Origin of the sequence: Kitasatospora sp. NPDC057936, from assembly GCF_042887525.1 — a bacterium.
Lineage (GTDB): Bacteria > Actinomycetota > Actinomycetes > Streptomycetales > Streptomycetaceae > Kitasatospora.
Map to the genome: position 1 here is coordinate 1 of NZ_JBHVPD010000109.1, position 15,029 is coordinate 15,029.

Consider the following 15,029-nt stretch of genomic DNA (forward strand, 5'->3'; position numbering starts at 1 on the left):
TCGGACTCACCCACAACGGCACCACCTGGCAGATCGGGGCTGCCGCCTGACAGCGGCAGCCCCGATCACACCAAGATCTTCATCAGCCTTCTAGGACCGCTGCCAGAGGGCCGGTACGTTCGGCGGCTCCCAGCCGGCCATGGCGGTGTGCGCCTGGAGGCAGACGTAGGAGGCGCCGGAGTAGGTGACGCGGTCGCCCGCGGCGTAGGTCCGGCCCGGGGACCAGCTGCCGCCGGGCGGCGGGGTGGGCGTGCCGGTCGGGGTCCCGGTGGGGGTCGGCGTCGGGGTCGGCGTCGGGCTCGGGCTGCCGGGGGTCTGCGGGACGTCCAGGACGAAGTCGTACGAGCCCTCCTCGCCGGGGCCGGACTGGCGAACGTTCATCAGCAGCCGGGCGTCGAAGATGGTGTCGGTGTTGTTGCGGGGCTCGCCGGGGAAGTAGAGCTGGGTGGTGAGCACCGGCCGGCCGGGGGCCTGGAGCTTGACGTGCAGGTGCCGGGTGCGGCCGGGGTAGAGGCCGGGGACGATCGTGGTGAGCCGGAACGCGCCCTGGGCGTCGGTGAACTGGTGGCCGCGGAAGGTGTAGCCGGCGTTGTCGTAGGCGCCGCCGTCGTCGGCCTGCCAGAAGTCCAGCAGCACGCCTGAGATCGGCAGGCAGGCCCGGCCGAAGACGTAGCCGCTGACGGTCAGCGGGGTGCCGGGCCCGTCCGCGGACAGGTCGGCGCGCAGCGGGGAGTCGGGTTTGAAGTAGGGGCCCTCGGTCTGCTCGATGGTGGGCTCGTCGCCGTCGTGGCAGGCCGGGGTGGGGGTCAGGGCGCGGCCGCTGCCGGCCTGTTCGCGGGCGAGCGCGACGCCGCCGCCGAACAGCAGCGGGGCGGCGCCGAGCGCCGCGGCGGCCTTCAGGACGGTCTTGCGGCTGATCCTGCCGTCGGGGGTGGGCATGTGCCTGCTCCTTCGGGGGGCACGGATGACGGAAGCGGGGGGTGGCCCTTGTCGTGGTGGGGGCATGACAAGGGCCGGACCGGTCGGCCGTCCGCGCGCGCCGGCGCGGCCACCGGTGGCCATCGGCAAACCTACGGGCCGTCCGGGCGCGCCGCGATGGACGCGATCCTGGGATCGTGGTGATTTCCGCCGACCCCGGTCCGGAACTCCCCCGGCGTCATGCCGGTCTCCCGCCGGAAGAAGCGGCAGAAGTAGGCCGGATCGGCGAACCCGGCCTCTTGAGCAACCTGACGAACCGTCAAAGTCGTGCAGGCGAGCAGGCGTTTGGCCTCCAGGGTCTGCTGGCGGCGGATCAGCCCGCCCGGTGTCCGGCCGGTGGCCTGTTTGACGAGCGTCTGCAAGTGGCCCGGGGAAACGCCGAGTTCCTGTGCGCTGGAGGCCACCGAGTGCCGCACCCCGCCGGGCCGGGCGATCAACCGGGTGAAGGCGGCGGCCAGTTCACCCGGGCGGCCCGAGATCGCCCCCGGCTCGCCCGGGGAGGCGGCGCGCAGGGCGCGGACGATCAGGATGTGCAGACTGGCCTGCAGCACACCCTGGAATCCGGGCGGCGTGGTCAGGAACTCGTGCTCCATGTCGGCGAGCAGAGCGCCCACCGGGTCTGCCTGGTCGCCGAGGTCGAGGCCCGGCCGGGTGGCCAGGGCGCGCAGGGCGGCGAGGTCGCGCGGCCGGCCGAGCAGGAAGTCCTCGTTGAACAGGACGACCCGGCCCGCGAGTTCGTCCGCGTCCGCCCAGTAGTGCACCTGGCCGGGCGCGATCACGCACAACTGCGGTGGTGCCAGCGGCCGGTGAACCAGGTCCAGGACGTGCGCGCCGCGCCCGCCGGTGACGTGCACGATCTCGTAGAAGGAGTGCCGGTGGGGGAAGCCGGCCCGGGAGAGCGGGCCGATCGTGTCGAACGTGCCGATGGCGAACGGGAGCAGGTGCGGCAGCGGGACCTGGAGGCGGTGCAGCGGCAGGTCCGGCGTGGCACGGGGAGTGGGGGTGGTCCGTCGTGCGTCCATCGGAGCAGTGTGCTCCGGCCCGCCTGACAGGTCCATACCACCGATTCAGCCGAAGGACACGCCCTACACCGGCGGCCAGGGGATCGCGGGCCAGTCCTCGGACGGCAGCGGGTGCAGCCCCGTCCCGCGCAGCCCGTCCACCCGGGCGCGCGTCGCGGCCAGTTCGGCGGCCGTCAGGTGCGGGGCCAGGCGCGCACCGAGCTCGCCGTCCAGCTCCCCGGCCAGCCGGGCCAGCATCTCCAGCGCCTCGGCCGACAGCGGATCCCCGGCCCAGCCCCACAGCAGCGTGCGCAGCTTGCCCTCGGTGTTGAAGGTGACGCCGTGGTCGATGCCGTAGACCCGGCCGTCGGCCGCCGGGATCAGGTGACCGCCCTTGCGGTCGGCGTTGTTGAGGACCGCGTCCAGCACCGCGAGCCGGCGCAGCCGGTCGTCGTCGTGGTGGACCAGCAGCGCGGTGCGCCCGCCGCCGACCTCCGCCCGGACGATCGGCAGCCAGCCCGGCTCCGGGCCGGACGGGTCCTGGAGGGCCAGCAGCGGGTCGGCCTCCGGATCCGGCTCGACCCACAGCTGCACCATGCCGGGCCCGTGCGGTCCGTCGCGCAGCACCGTCGGCGGGACCAGCGCCCAGCCGGTGGCGGCGGACAGCTCGTACGCGGCGACCTCGCGGCCCGCGAGCGTGCCGTCCGGGAAGTCCCACAGCGGGCGCTCGCCGGCCACCGGCTTGTAGACCGCCTGAGCACTCAGCGAGCCGAGCGCGACGGTGCAGTAGAGGGCCGCGTTGGAGGCCTCGGTGAGGCGGCCGTGCACCGTCAGCCCGCCCTCGCGCAGCAGCGCCAGGGCGGTGGGCACGTCGGCGGCGAGGGCCGCGGCCGCGGCCGGGTCCGCCTGGGGCGGGGTCTCGGTGTTCAGCGCCGGTAGCCGTTCGCGCGCGGGCACAGGTGGCCCTCCGGGTCGAGCGGCAGGTTGCAGAACGGGCAGGGCTTGCGGCCGGCCGCGACGAGGTCCAGCGCGCGCTTGGCGAACACCCGGGCCATCGCGCCGGACAGCCGCACGCGCAGCATGTCCGGGCCGTCGTCGTCGTCCTCGAACACCGCCTCGGCGGCCTCCTCGTCCTCCTCCTCGACCAGCGCCTGCGCCTCGACCACGAGGCAGCCGTCCACGCTGTCCCAGGCCAGGGCCATCGTGCCGACCCGGAACTCCTGCTCCAGCGGCAGGTCCAGCGGCGCGGTGTCGAGCAGGTCCTGCGGGGCGGCGGCCGGGATGGCGGGGTCCCCGCCGCTGCGCCGCAGCGCCTCGTCCAGGACCTCCTCGATCCGCTCGGCGAGCGCGGCGACCTGGGTCTTCTCCAGCAGCACGCTGGTGATCCGGCCCCGCGCGCTGGCCTGCAGGTAGAACGCCCGGGCGCCGGGCTGGCCGACGGTGCCGGCCACGAACCGTTCGGGCTGGTCGTAGAAGAAGACCTGACGGGGCACGCTCTCGCTCCGGATCGTGTCGCTCTGATGCGGATCCGCCGGGGGGATCGCGCGGGATCGTTGGACTCGTTAGTCACCCTACGACCTCCGGGCCCCGCCGGGGGAGCCGAGCCGGAGGCCAGGGCCGGGATGGCACCTGGTGGGTCAGGCGGTGCCGCCGACCACGGCGTCACCGGCCGGCGCGGCCGGCGCCGCGCCGTGCCGGGGCGCGAGCGAGGCCAGGTCACCGGTGTCGCCCATTCTCAGCACGAAGGGGCGCTGCGGCGTGTAGCGGATCACGGTGACCGAGCACGGCTCGACGCTGATCCGCTGGAAGTGGTCCAGGTGCAGGCCGAGCGCGTCGGCGACGACCGCCTTGATGACGTCGCCGTGCGAACAGGCCAGCCAGACCGCGTCGTCGCCGTGCTCGGCGGCGATCTTCCCGTTCCGCTCGCGCACCGCGTCCACCGTACGGTGGCTCAGCTCGCGCAGCGACTCACCGCCGGGGAACGCCGCGGCGGCGGCGTGGTCCTGGACGGTGCGCCACAGCGGCTCCTTGGCCAGCTCGGCCAGCGGGCGACCGGTCCACTCGCCGTAGTGGCACTCGCCGAGCCGCTCGTCGACGGCGGGACCGCCCAGCTCGGGCCGGGCGGCGAGCAGCGGCTCCAGGGTCTGCCGGCAGCGCTCCAGCGGGCTGCTGACGACCTGCGCCAGCGGGATGCCGGCGAGCCGGTCCGCGAGCGCGGCGGCCTGCGCGCGCCCGGTGTCGTCGAGGTCCACCCCGGGCGTCCAACCGGCCAGGATCCCGGCGGTGTTCGCGGTGGAGCGGCCGTGGCGGACGAGCAGCAGGGTCGGCATGGGGCCTAGCCTACGGCCTCCGCGCGGGGGCGCGGGCGGCGGGCGGCTCTCCGTGGCGGGCTCGGTCCGGGGCGGGCCGGGGCCCCCGGGCCACAATGGCCCGCATGATCGTCCACTGCGCCATCTACCGCGACGGCCGTCTGGTCGAGGAGCTGCCCGGCCCGGCGGGCACCCGCGGAGCCGCCGCGGCCGCCGGGCCCGGCGGCTTCGTCTGGATAGGCCTCTTCGAGCCGACCGCCGAGGAACTCGGCCGGGTCAGCGCGGAGTTCGGGCTGCACCCGCTGGCCGTCGAGGACGCCGCGAGCGCCCACCAGCGGCCCAAGGTCGAGGCCTACCAGGGCTCGCTGTTCGTCGTGCTCAAGTCCCTCGGCTACCACCCGGACGCCCGCGAGGTGACCACCGGCGAGGTGATGGTCTTCGTCGGCGCCGACTTCGTGCTGACCGTCCGGCACGGCGGGGACAGCCCGCCCGGCGGCCTGCGGCAGGCGCTGGAGCACCGGCCCGACCTCGTCACGTACGGCCCGAGTTCGGTGCTGCACTCCGTCTGCGACACCGTCGTCGACAGCTACGTGGACGTCGCCGCCGCGCTCCAGAACGACCTGGACGAGCTGGAGGCGGAGATCTTCGCCCCCGGCCGCACCGGCAGCGACGCGGCCGGGCGGATCTACGGCGCCAAGCGGCAGGTGATGACCGTCCGCCGGGCCACCGGTCCGTTGCTGGAGCCGATGTCGCGCCTGGAGCGCGGCGCCGCCTTCGTGCGCCCCGAGGCGGCGCCCTACCTGCGGGACGTCGCCGACCACCTGGCCCGGGTGAACGACCAGGTGGACGGCATGGACCGGCTGCTGTCCGACATCCTCGCCGCCAACCTGGCGCAGGTCAGCGTGCAGCAGAACGACGACATGCGGAAGATCTCCGCCTGGGCGGCGCTCGCCGCGGTGCCGACGATGATCGCCGGCGTCTACGGCATGAACTTCGACGACATGCCCGAACTGCACCAGCCCTGGGGGTACCCGGCGGTCCTCGGGCTGATGGCGGTCGTCTGCGTGGTGCTGCACCGGGTGTTCAAGCGGCACGACTGGCTGTAGGAGCCGCTTGGCGCCAGGACACTCCTAGGCGAGGCCGGCGCGCTCCAGGGCCTCGACTCCCGTGCGCAGCGCCTGGATCCGCTCGTCGAGGCCGAAGCCGCCGGGGGCCAGGGTGAGCGTGGTGACGCCCGCCTCGGCGTAGGCCTGCATGCGGTCGGCGATGCGGGCGGTGTCGCCGATCAGCGCGGTGGCGTCGATCAGGTCGTGCGGGACGGCCGCGGCGGCGCCCGCGTAGTCCTTGGCCAGGTACTTCTCCTGGACCTCGTCGGCGGCCTGCTCGTAACCCATGCGCCGGGCGAGCTGGTTGTAGAAGTTCTTCTCCTTGCTGCCCATGCCGCCGATGTACAGCGCCGCGTAGGAGCGCAGCGAGTCGACGCCGGCCTTGATGTCCTCGCCGACCACGACGTTCACCGTCGGGCAGAGGTCGAAGCCGTCGAGCGTCAGCCCGCTCTTCTCGCGGCCGGCCCGCAGCGCGTCGAGGGAGAGCCCGGCGTGCTCGGGCGAGAAGAAGATGCCGAGCCAGCCGTCGGCGATCTCGCCGGTCAGCTCCAGGTTCTTCGGGCCGATCGCGGCGATGTACAGCGGGATGTGCTCGCGCACCGGGTGGACGGTCAGCTTGATCGGCTTGCCGGGGCCGCCGGGCAGCGGCAGCGTCCAGTGCTGCCCCTCGTGCACCAGGCGCTCGCGGGACATCGCCTTGCGGATGATCTCCACGTACTCCCGGGTGCGGGCGAGCGGCTTGTCGAACTTCACGCCGTACCAGCCCTCGGAGACCTGCGGGCCCGAGACGCCGAGGCCGAGCCGGAACCGGCCGCCGGACAGGGTGTCCAAGGTCGCGGCGGTCATCGCGGTCATGGCCGGGGTGCGGGCCGGGATCTGGAAGATGGCCGAACCGACGTCGATCCGCTCGGTCCTCGCCGCGACGAAGCTGAGCACGGTCGCCGCGTCCGAGCCGTACGCCTCGGCCGCCCAGCACACCGAGTAGCCCAGCCGGTCCGCCTCCTGGGCCACGGCGATGTTGTCGGCGTCCATGCCGAGTCCCCAGTAGCCGAGGTTGATGCCGAGTCGCATGTGCCGAACCTTCCAGTCGGGTGGGCTTGGTGGTGAGGGTAACCGGGTGCCCCGCGGTGATGCTACTGGTCGGTAGCGGCGGATCCGGCCACCGCGCCGCAGGCCGCCCGGCGTTGATCGTCCTGCGGGTCTGCGCACCTGTCCGTGCACCGGCCGCTACGCTCAGCCGACGTGGGGAGTCCCGTTCCCACCTGCGCGTTCACAGGGCCATCGGGGGCGCCCCGGGCCCGCCGAGTGGAGGGCCCGTCGGATGGAACATCGTCACCTCGGCCGTACCGGCCTTCAGGTCTCCCGGCTCGGCCTCGGCACCATGACCTGGGGCCGCGACACCGACGAGCACGAGGCCGGCGAGCAGCTCAAGGAGTTCGTCGACGCCGGCGGCAACCTGGTCGACACCGCCGACGTGTACGCCGACGGCGGCGCCGAGTACCTCCTCTCCCGCCTCACCGACAGCCTCGTCCCCCGCTCCGAACTCGTCATCGCCACCAAGGCCGGCAGCGTCCCGGAGTCCCGCCGCCGCTTCGACTGCTCGCGCGGCCACCTCCTCGCCGCCCTCGACGCCTCGCTGCGCCGGCTCGGCACCGACTACGTCGACCTGTGGCAGGTGCACGCGTTCGACCCCGGCACGCCCGCCGAGGAGACGCTCAGCGCCCTCGACATCGCCGTCAACTCCGGGCGCGCCCGGTACGCCGGGGTCTGCGACTACAGCGGCTGGCAGCTCGCCAGGGCCGCCACCTGGCAGAGCGCGCACCACGGACGGACCCCGCTCGCCGGGGCGCAGCTGGAGTACTCGCTCCTCCAGCGCGGCATCGAGCGCGAGGCGCTGCCCGCCGCCCTGGACGCCGGTGTAGGGCTGCTCGCCTCGTCGCCGCTCGGCCGCGGGGTGCTCACCGGCAAGTACCGGCACGGCGTCCCGCAGGACTCGCGCGGCGCCTCGCCCTACCTGACCGGCTTCGTCCAGCCCTACCTCGGGGAGCGCTCGCGGCGGATCGTCGACGCCGTCGCGACCGCCGCGGACGGGCTCGCCAGCAGCCCGCTCGCGGTCGCCCTCGCATGGGTGCGGGACCGGCCCGGGGTGGCGAGCGCGCTGGTCGGGGCGCGGACGGCGGCACAGCTGCAGGCGGCGCTGTCGGTGGAGGCGCTTACGCTTCCGGGTGAGATCCGCGGCGCGCTGGACGACATCTCGTCCCCGGTGCACCGCTACCCGGACCAGGGGTGGACCGAGCTCTGACCCCTGTCGAGCAACACACGCAGTGGAGTGACCTTTGGAGCGGACGATGAGTGACACGGAGAACGGCGCTCCGGAGGCCGGCTCGGCGGGTCCGGCGGGTCCGGCGGGTCCGGTGAGTCCGGCGGGTCCGGTGAGTCCGGCGGGTCCGGCGGGTCCGGCCGACAAGGCCGCGGCGATCGCCGAGCTGGCGCAGCGGATCCGCAGCGTCGGGCCGCAGGCGGCGGCGCCCGCTTCGGCGGCCGCTCCGGCAGGTGCTCCGGCGGGTGGTTCCGCCGCCGTGCCGCAGCCTGCCGCGGGCTCCGGCCCGGCTGCCCCGTCGGCCGCCGCCGCGTCGTCCGCGCGCGCCGACGGCGGCGGCGAGCAGCCGGCCGACGCCCTGCGCGCCACCGCCGAGGTCCTCACCGCGGGCGGCGCTCCCGCCGAGCTCGCGGCCGCCGCCGTCGCCGAGTTCGGCGACGACGCCGCCGAGCGGCTGCGGGCGGACCCGTGGGCCGTGCTCGGCCTGCCCGGCGTCCGCCCGGAGCACGCGGACCGCTTCGCCCGCGCGTTGCTCGGCCCCGACGCCGAAGCGGGCGACGCCCGGCGCGCCCAGGCCCTCGTGCTGTGGCTGCTGGAACAGGCCGTGCTGCGCGGGCACTCCGCCCTGGAACTCGCCGAGGTCGCGGCCGGGCTCGAACGCCTCCGCATGCCGGAGCCGGCCGCCGCGATCCAGGCCGCCGTCGAGGACGGGCGGGTGCTGCCCTTCCAGGAGGAGGTGACCGGGCCCGAGGCGCACGGATCGGGCGACGAGGACGACGAGCCGCCGACCCGGACGCTGCTCGCGCTGGAGCGGCTGGCGATGGCGGAGGACAGCCTCGCGGAGGGCCTGCTCCAGCTGATGGCCACGTTCGTGCCGGGCGAGGACCCCGACGATGCCGAGGACGTCGCCGCGGCGCCGGAGGATGAGGGCGGCTCGGAGGATGAGGCTGCCGCTTCCGAGACCGACGGGTCCCATGACGAGGGCGCTCAGGACTCCGCCGCGCCCGCCGCGCCCGCTGAGCCAGCCGAGGCCGCCGAGGCCGCCGAGGCCGCCGCGCCGGCCGAGGCCCCCGCCCACGCCCCCGGCCCGACGGCGTGGGCCGCCGCCGCCGAGGCCGCGCCGTCCTCGTCCGCGACGGCGCTCGTCCGGGCCGTCGCCGACAGCGCCCTCGTCCTGCACACCGGCGGCGACGCCGCCCGTGCCGAACCGGCCGCGCTGCTCACCATCGCCGCCGGCCTCGGGCTGCGCGCCTGGGCCGCCACCTGGACCGACCAGGGCCGCGCCGCCTTCGCCGCCCTCGCCGGGCCCGACGCCCGGGTCGTCACGCTCGCCGAGCTGCTCTCCGGCACCGGCGGCCCCGGCCGCTCGTCCGACGGCACGCTCGCCCTGGACCTCCTGGTCGTCCTCGACGCCCCGCTGCTGGACGTCGAACTCGCCGCCACCGTCCTGGAGTCGCTCGCCGACGGCACCCGGCTGGTGCTCAGCGGCGACCCCGGCCAGCTCTGGTCGGCCGGCCCCGGGCGGTTCTTCGCCGACCTGCTGGCCGCCAAGGTCTGTCCGGCGGTCGCCTCCCGCACCCCGGACTTCGGCCCGATCGGCGAGCTGGTCTCGGGCATCGGCATCGGCGAACTGCAGCCGGTCGAGGCGCCGGACAAGGAGGTGGTCATCCTGACCGCCAGGGACGGCGCCGAGGCGGTCCACCGCGCCGTCCAGCTGCTCACCGACTCGATCCCGCGCGCCCTCGGCATCCCGGCCGAGGAGGTCGTCCTGCTCACCCCCGGCCACGGCGGCCCGGGCGGCACGCGGGCGCTCAACGCCGCCGCCAAGGCCCGGCTCAACCCCGGCCCCGGCCGGTTCGGCGGCTTCGACCCGGGCGACCGGGTGGTCGAGTCGCCCGCTCCGGGCATCACCCGCCCGGCCCGGGTGCTCGACGGCGACGCCGCCGGGCTGCACCTGGAGTACGCGGACGGCACCCGCCGGACGGTTCCGCCCGCGGACGCCGCACGGCTGCGGCACGGCTGGGCGCTCACCGTCCACCAGGCGCTCGGCCGGCGCTGGCCCGGCGCGGTGGTCGTGCTGCCGGAGGACGCCGGCCCGGCGCTGACCCGGCAGTGGGTCTACACCGCCTTCGGGCGCGGCGAGCGCCACCTGTCCGTGGTGCACGCGGCGGGCCCGGCGCTCGCCCAGGCCGTCGCCGAGCGCCCGGCGCAACCGCGCACCACCCGGCTGCGGGCGATCCTCGCGGAGAACGCCGCCGCGGAGTACTGAGGCCCGGCCCGGAGAACGGGGACGGGAACGAAAGAGAGCGGGCGGCTCCCACGCCGTGGGGGCCGCCCGCTCGCACGTCCTGGCCGCGTCAGTCGTCGAGGTCCTCGTCGTCGTAGACCTCGCTCACGTCGAACCGGCAGATGAGCAGCTGCGGGTCGGCGTGGTCGAAGGGCTCCGGCAGCCACTCCCCCGGCTCGGTCGGCTCGGCCGCCGCGACCCAGAGCGTCGAGTCGGCCTCCTCCAGGCCGAACTCCTCGCTGCGGGCCGCGATCTCGTCCGGCTCGTACTCGCCGAACAGCACACCGATCGCGGCGTTCACGCCGCCCTCGCCGCCCCCGCCCGGGGTGAGCGACTCGTCGAGCCGCTCGGCCTGGGCGCGCAGCCGCTTGGGGTCGACGACGTGGTAGTCGCGGCGGATCAGCACGCTGATCGCCTCGGGCTGTTCGGGGCCGTGGTAGCCCCCGGGGCCCTCGTCCCCGGGGACCTCGAAGGGGGTGACCTCGTCGTAGACCTCGTACAGGAGTTGGTCGTAGGCGATGGCCGCCGTCGCGAGCTGCTCGTAGGCGGCGGACACAGCGGGATCATCCGCTGCGCTGGGGCTTGACACCGCTTCCAGATGACGGTCGATGGCGGCCTTGACCGCCTCGGCGGCGGCGCGTACCTCGGCAATGGTGGGCTGCGCGGCATCAGACATGGTGCAGACGCTATCTCCCCGCGGTGTCGGTACGCACAGCGGTTGTCACCTACACCCGCGATTTCACCGCAACTTCCCCCCTGATGTCCGATCTGCTCGCTTTCGTCCCCGCGCGAACCCGGCGCACGAGGAGTGCGGACGGCTCACCTCGGCCGTTCACGGACGGCTTCGCGCGCCGGGATCGGGGTATCCCGTCCACAGGAGCAACGGAACTGATGCACAGTCAGCGGAGGGGGTGGCCGGGCGGCCGTCCAGCGCCCCCCGGGCGGCCCGCCGGCGGCCTCCGGGACCGGGCCGGCCGGCGGGAGGTCGACCGGAAATACCCGGGCCCGCTGTCGGAGCCAGGCCGTAGGCTTGCAGGCAGGCGAACCTCAGGAGGAGCGTTTTGACCCCACCGAAGACGGTCCGGCAGCCGGAGTACGAGTACCAGTCCCTGCGCATGCCGCGCGGCACCTCGCGGAACGCGGCACGCCAACTGCTCACCGAGCACGCCGAGTACGGACACTGGGAGCTCGACCGGCTACGGCTCTTCCCGGACGGGAGCCGGACGGTCCGGCTGCGGCGGCGGATCATCCGGCAGGTCCGCAACTGGTGACGGGCGGGGCGGCCCCGCACCGGACGGCCGGTACGGGGCGGCCGACCACACGGCGCACCGCACCGCTCGGCGCACACCGCTCAGGGCACACCACTCAGCGCACACCGCTCGCGGCACGGCTCAGGACTCGATTCACGGCACGGTTCGCGCCCGGCGTCCACGCGCCCGCGGCCGTCCGGTCCTCCCGGAGGCCGCGGGCGCGCGTCGTTCCGTGCCCGGAGCGCCTCAGCGGGCGCCGGCGCGGGCCCGGCGGTAGAGCACGCCACCGCCGAGCAGCAGCGCGAGGCCGGCCGCGCCGAGCGGCTCGACGTCGCCCGCGCCGGTCGACGCCAGCTGGCTGCCGGTGGCGGCGGCGGCCGTGGTGGCCACGCCGCTCGTGTGGGCCGCGGCCGGGACGGCACCGCTGCCCGGTCCGCCGCTGCCGCCACCGCTGTTGCCGCCCGCGGCCGACCCGACGGCCGGGGTGGAGGCGGCCGGGGCGCCCGGGGTGCTGCCGGTGGACGAGCCGCCGGTGCGGCCGCTGCCCGGCGAAGTCTCACCGCCGCCCTGCGGCGGGGTGGTGGACGGGGCGCCGGACGGCGGGGTGGGAGCGTGGCTCTCGGGGCAGTCGTCGGTCGGCCGGGGAGCCGGCGGCGCGACGTTGCCGCAGGCGTTGCCGAAGGCCGGGTTGCCGACGCCGACGACGTTCACCGAGTTGCCGCAGGCGTTGACCGGGATGTGCACCGGGGCCTGGACGCTGTTGCCGGAGGCCACGCCGGGCGAGTCGGTCGCGGTGCCGGACGCCGAGGCGCCCGAGGCGGAGGAGCCGCGGGTGGCACCGCCGTTGTCGCTCTTGCCGCCGCCCTGACCGCCCCCGCCGCCCTGGTGGCCGCTCGCGTTGGCGCAGTGGTTGCCGTAGGACGGGTTGAGCGCGCCGACCACGTCGACGGTGTTGCCGCAGGCGTTGATCGGCACCTCGACCGGCACCTGCACCGAGTTGCCCGAGGCCACACCCGGCGAACCCGCGGCACCCCCCTGCGCCTCGGCGCCCGCGTAGGCGTAGCCGGCGGTCGAGGCCAGGACACTGCCCGTGGCCACGGCCGTGAGGATCCCCTTCTTGGCTACATTCCTCATGTATTCCCCTGACGTATGACGTATCCGTATGACGTATCGAAACGACGTGACGACCTTCCGAACGTCCGAAAGTCGGACTTTCCGAATATCCAGATATCCCGCAAGGTCTTCGACTGCACAGGAGTAAACGAGACAGTCACGGCGAGGTTGGGCCGAACGCATCAGCTTCACCCGATCGAGTGGACGCGTCCGTTCGCCGTATCCGGGCGCCCCGACCCGCCGCCACCCTGGCCCGCCTCAGAAACGCAAGAACCCCCGGCGGCGGGGAGTCCCGCCGCCGGGGGCCAAGCTTCTGAGCCTTAGAAGTTGGCGCAGTGGTTGCCGAACGTCGGGTTCAGAACGCCGATCACGCTGACGGTGTTGCCGCAGACGTTGACCGGGACGTGAACCGGGACCTGCACCAGGTTGCCGGAGACCACACCCGGCGAGGCGACCGCAGCACCCTCGGCCGCCGCACCGCCGTGGGCGGACGCGACACCGGCGGCGGCGAGGACCAGCCCACCGGTGGCAGCGGCGACGGCGGCGATCTTCTTGACCTTCATCATTCCTCCTGTTTTGGCATCGCAACCCGTTCGGCGGGCTGCACAGGGATGAACGACGGTGTGGCAAACGGGGTACGGAACAGATTTGCCATTCACCCGCAACGGTGAGGACTCGTACACATGACCACCGCCGAATTCCAAGCAGGATCGTTTCTGTCGATCTCCCCGACCGCGTCCGAAATCATTAGCTCCGACAATGCGGACGGCCCGCCCCCCGAACCCCGGGGGCGGGCCGTCCCGACTCGGACGCCGGCTCGGCTCGGCGGGCCCGACTCAGCAGGCGTCGATGAACCGGTCCAGCACGCGCACGCCGAACTTCAGCCCGTCCACCGGCACGCGCTCGTCCACGCCGTGGAACATCCCGGCGAAGTCCAGCTCCGGCGGCAGCTGGAGCGGCGCGAAGCCGAAGCAGCGGATCCCGAGGTCCTGGAACGACTTGGCGTCCGTCCCGCCCGACAGGCAGTACGGCACCGCGCGGGCGATCGGGTCCTCCGCGCGCAGCGCCGTCTGCATCGCCTCGACGAGCGCGCCGTCGAAGCTCGTCTCGATCGCCTTGTCCGAGTGCAGGCTCTCGCGCTTCACGCGCGGGCCGAGGACGCTGTCCAGCTCGGCCAGGAACTCCTCCTCGTAGCCGGGCAGGAAGCGCCCGTCCACGTGCGCGGAGGCCTGGCCGGGGATGACGTTCACCTTGTAGCCGGCGCCGAGCATGGTCGGCTGGGCGGTGTTGCGCAGCGTGGTGCCGATCATCTTGGCGATACCGCCGAGCACCCGCAGCGTCTCGTCCATGTTCTCCGGGTCCAGCTCGACCCCGAGGGCGTCGGACAGCTCGTCCAGGAAGGCCCGGACGGTCTTGGTGATCCGCAGCGGGAACGTGTGCCGGCCCAGCCGGGCGACGGCCTCGCACAGCTCGGTGATGGCGTTGTCGTCGTTCTCCATCGAGCCGTGCCCGGCGCGGCCCTCGACCGTCAGGCGCATCCAGTGCATGCCCTTCTCGGCCGTCTCCACCAGGTAGAGGCGCACCTGGTCGTTGACCGTGAAGGAGAAGCCGCCGACCTCGCCGATGCCCTCGGTCACGCCCTCGAACAGCTCCGGGTGCTTGTCCACCAGGAACCGCGCGCCGTACGTGCCGCCGGCCTCCTCGTCCGCGACGAAGGCCAGCACCAGGTCGCGCGGGGGCTTGCGGCCGGTGCGCAGCCGGTCGCGGACGACGGCGAGGGTCATCGCGTCCATGTCCTTCATGTCGACCGCGCCGCGGCCCCACACGCAGCCGTCCGCGATCTCGCCGCCGAACGGGTCGTACGTCCAGTCGGCGGCGTTCGCCGGGACGACGTCGGTGTGGCCGTGGATCAGCAGGCCCGGGCGGGACCGGTCCTCGCCCTCGATCCGGACGACGGTCGAGGCCCGCCCCTTGGCCGATTCGAAGATCTGCGGTTCGACGCCGAACTCGGCGAGCTGCTCGGCCACGTACTCGGCGGCCTTCCGCTCGCCCGGCCCGGAGCCGTCCCCGTAGTTGCTGGTGTCGATCCGGATCAGATCGCGACAGATCCCGGCGACCTCCGACTCAGCCGTCACCCTCGGTGTCGCCGACTCGCTCCGCTCGCTCACGGTCACTCCTCGTCTCTGGCCCGCACCGGCGCACCAGCGCGCCACCCCCGGGATCTGCACCCGGGCCGTACGAGCACGTCCGCCCATCCTCCCGCAGGCCCCCACCGGGATCCACCCCCCGCACGGGCCCGAAACCCCCTGGTCACGCCCCCGCCACACGCCGTCCCTTGCCCGTGTCACCGCCCCCGCTCCCCCGCGCGGAACCGTTTTGGGAACGCAAGCCGATCTTTGCTACAGTTACATCTGTCAGCGCGGCCGACGGAAAGACGGAAGCCGCAAGGACAACACCCGGTCCGGGTGGCGGAATGGCAGACGCGCTAGCTTGAGGTGCTAGTGCCCTTTATCGGGCGTGGGGGTTCAAGTCCCCCCTCGGACACGGAACATCCCCTCGGGGCTCGCGAGAGCACCGGGGGGATTTCGCGTTTTCCGGGGCCGTTTCCCGGCCGTTTCCGAGGAGCCGTGGGGCGGGTGGGGGTTGCGGACATGACATGGACACC

General features: G+C 74.3%; 14 protein-coding genes and 1 tRNA gene. 5 read left to right on the plus strand and 10 right to left on the minus strand.

Translation table 11 applies throughout. The annotated features are described in order from the left end of the window. Positions 1 to 90 precede the first annotated feature (90 nt). The 5 genes from ACFVU9_RS38460 to ACFVU9_RS38480 all read right to left on the minus strand — a co-directional run bounded on the left by ACFVU9_RS38460 (position 91) and on the right by ACFVU9_RS38480 (position 4,309). On the minus strand, positions 91 to 1,005 hold the full coding sequence (locus ACFVU9_RS38460; RefSeq protein WP_380504685.1) for a carbohydrate-binding protein: 915 nt from the start codon (positions 1,003 to 1,005) through the stop codon (positions 91 to 93). A 65-nt stretch (positions 1,006 to 1,070) separates the two neighbouring features. Next, entirely contained in the window at positions 1,071 to 2,000 is a 930-nt protein-coding gene (locus ACFVU9_RS38465; RefSeq protein ID WP_380445477.1) for an AraC family transcriptional regulator, read from the minus strand. Between the two features lie 63 nt (positions 2,001 to 2,063). After that, complete coding sequence (locus ACFVU9_RS38470; protein WP_380445494.1) at positions 2,064 to 2,849, minus strand: SCO1664 family protein; 786 nt, start codon at positions 2,847 to 2,849, stop codon at positions 2,064 to 2,066. Between the two features lie 56 nt (positions 2,850 to 2,905). After that, entirely contained in the window at positions 2,906 to 3,472 is a 567-nt protein-coding gene (locus ACFVU9_RS38475) for a DUF3090 domain-containing protein (RefSeq protein WP_380445478.1), read from the minus strand. 144 nt (positions 3,473 to 3,616) lie between these two features. Beyond that, positions 3,617 to 4,309, minus strand: a complete 693-nt coding sequence (locus tag ACFVU9_RS38480; RefSeq protein WP_387601649.1) for a histidine phosphatase family protein — start codon at positions 4,307 to 4,309, stop codon at positions 3,617 to 3,619. A gap of 95 nt (positions 4,310 to 4,404) precedes the next feature. On the opposite strand from ACFVU9_RS38480, the gene ACFVU9_RS38485 reads away from it, so the two are divergent. Next, positions 4,405 to 5,394, plus strand: coding sequence for a magnesium and cobalt transport protein CorA (locus ACFVU9_RS38485; RefSeq protein WP_380504679.1), 990 nt, complete (start codon positions 4,405 to 4,407; stop codon positions 5,392 to 5,394). A 24-nt stretch (positions 5,395 to 5,418) separates the two neighbouring features. On the opposite strand, the gene ACFVU9_RS38490 is transcribed toward ACFVU9_RS38485, so the two are convergent. Next, entirely contained in the window at positions 5,419 to 6,465 is a 1,047-nt protein-coding gene (locus ACFVU9_RS38490) for an LLM class F420-dependent oxidoreductase (protein WP_387601653.1), read from the minus strand. Between the two features lie 250 nt (positions 6,466 to 6,715). Here ACFVU9_RS38490 and ACFVU9_RS38495 point away from each other — a divergent pair, with 250 nt between their 5' ends. Both ACFVU9_RS38495 and ACFVU9_RS38500 read left to right on the plus strand, forming a co-directional pair. After that, positions 6,716 to 7,696: an aldo/keto reductase gene (locus ACFVU9_RS38495; protein ID WP_380445482.1), complete on the plus strand. Its 981-nt coding sequence runs from the start codon at positions 6,716 to 6,718 to the stop codon at positions 7,694 to 7,696. A 46-nt stretch (positions 7,697 to 7,742) separates the two neighbouring features. Continuing rightward, positions 7,743 to 9,983, plus strand: a complete 2,241-nt coding sequence (locus tag ACFVU9_RS38500) for a helix-hairpin-helix domain-containing protein (protein WP_387601656.1) — start codon at positions 7,743 to 7,745, stop codon at positions 9,981 to 9,983. Positions 9,984 to 10,071: 88 nt separating this feature from the next. Here ACFVU9_RS38500 and ACFVU9_RS38505 read toward each other — a convergent pair whose 3' ends face one another. Beyond that, positions 10,072 to 10,677, minus strand: a complete 606-nt coding sequence (locus ACFVU9_RS38505; protein ID WP_359972352.1) for a hypothetical protein — start codon at positions 10,675 to 10,677, stop codon at positions 10,072 to 10,074. A 385-nt stretch (positions 10,678 to 11,062) separates the two neighbouring features. Between ACFVU9_RS38505 and ACFVU9_RS38510 the strand changes: the two genes are divergently transcribed. Further along, positions 11,063 to 11,272 (plus strand): DUF5703 family protein, encoded by a 210-nt coding sequence (locus ACFVU9_RS38510; RefSeq protein WP_359972350.1) that lies wholly within the window; start codon positions 11,063 to 11,065, stop codon positions 11,270 to 11,272. Positions 11,273 to 11,497: 225 nt separating this feature from the next. Here ACFVU9_RS38510 and ACFVU9_RS38515 read toward each other — a convergent pair whose 3' ends face one another. The 3 genes from ACFVU9_RS38515 to ACFVU9_RS38525 all read right to left on the minus strand — a co-directional run bounded on the left by ACFVU9_RS38515 (position 11,498) and on the right by ACFVU9_RS38525 (position 14,532). Further along, on the minus strand, positions 11,498 to 12,349 hold the full coding sequence (locus tag ACFVU9_RS38515; RefSeq protein ID WP_387601660.1) for a chaplin family protein: 852 nt from the start codon (positions 12,347 to 12,349) through the stop codon (positions 11,498 to 11,500). A 335-nt stretch (positions 12,350 to 12,684) separates the two neighbouring features. Beyond that, positions 12,685 to 12,927: a chaplin gene (locus ACFVU9_RS38520; RefSeq protein WP_380445485.1), complete on the minus strand. Its 243-nt coding sequence runs from the start codon at positions 12,925 to 12,927 to the stop codon at positions 12,685 to 12,687. A gap of 273 nt (positions 12,928 to 13,200) precedes the next feature. Then, positions 13,201 to 14,532, minus strand: coding sequence for a M20/M25/M40 family metallo-hydrolase (locus tag ACFVU9_RS38525; RefSeq protein WP_380445486.1), 1,332 nt, complete (start codon positions 14,530 to 14,532; stop codon positions 13,201 to 13,203). 291 nt (positions 14,533 to 14,823) lie between these two features. On the opposite strand from ACFVU9_RS38525, the gene ACFVU9_RS38530 reads away from it, so the two are divergent. After that, positions 14,824 to 14,908: transfer RNA gene (locus ACFVU9_RS38530), tRNA-Leu, on the plus strand. The last annotated feature ends 121 nt before the right edge of the window (positions 14,909 to 15,029 follow it).

What these genes read in the sequence shown, in the direction of transcription:
- ACFVU9_RS38460 (WP_380504685.1), bottom strand. Translation starts at nt 1,005, where the DNA reads ATGCCCCCACCACGACAAGGGCCACCCCCCGCTTCCGTCATCCGTGCC.
- ACFVU9_RS38465 (WP_380445477.1), bottom strand. Translation starts at nt 2,000, where the DNA reads ATGGACGCACGACGGACCACCCCCACTCCCCGTGCCACGCCGGACCTG.
- ACFVU9_RS38480 (WP_387601649.1), bottom strand. Translation starts at nt 4,309, where the DNA reads ATGCCGACCCTGCTGCTCGTCCGCCACGGCCGCTCCACCGCGAACACC.
- ACFVU9_RS38485 (WP_380504679.1), top strand. Translation starts at nt 4,405, where the DNA reads ATGGCCCGCATGATCGTCCACTGCGCCATCTACCGCGACGGCCGTCTG.
- ACFVU9_RS38490 (WP_387601653.1), bottom strand. Translation starts at nt 6,465, where the DNA reads ATGCGACTCGGCATCAACCTCGGCTACTGGGGACTCGGCATGGACGCC.
- ACFVU9_RS38495 (WP_380445482.1), top strand. Translation starts at nt 6,716, where the DNA reads ATGGAACATCGTCACCTCGGCCGTACCGGCCTTCAGGTCTCCCGGCTC.
- ACFVU9_RS38500 (WP_387601656.1), top strand. Translation starts at nt 7,743, where the DNA reads ATGAGTGACACGGAGAACGGCGCTCCGGAGGCCGGCTCGGCGGGTCCG.
- ACFVU9_RS38505 (WP_359972352.1), bottom strand. Translation starts at nt 10,677, where the DNA reads ATGTCTGATGCCGCGCAGCCCACCATTGCCGAGGTACGCGCCGCCGCC.
- ACFVU9_RS38520 (WP_380445485.1), bottom strand. Translation starts at nt 12,927, where the DNA reads ATGAAGGTCAAGAAGATCGCCGCCGTCGCCGCTGCCACCGGTGGGCTG.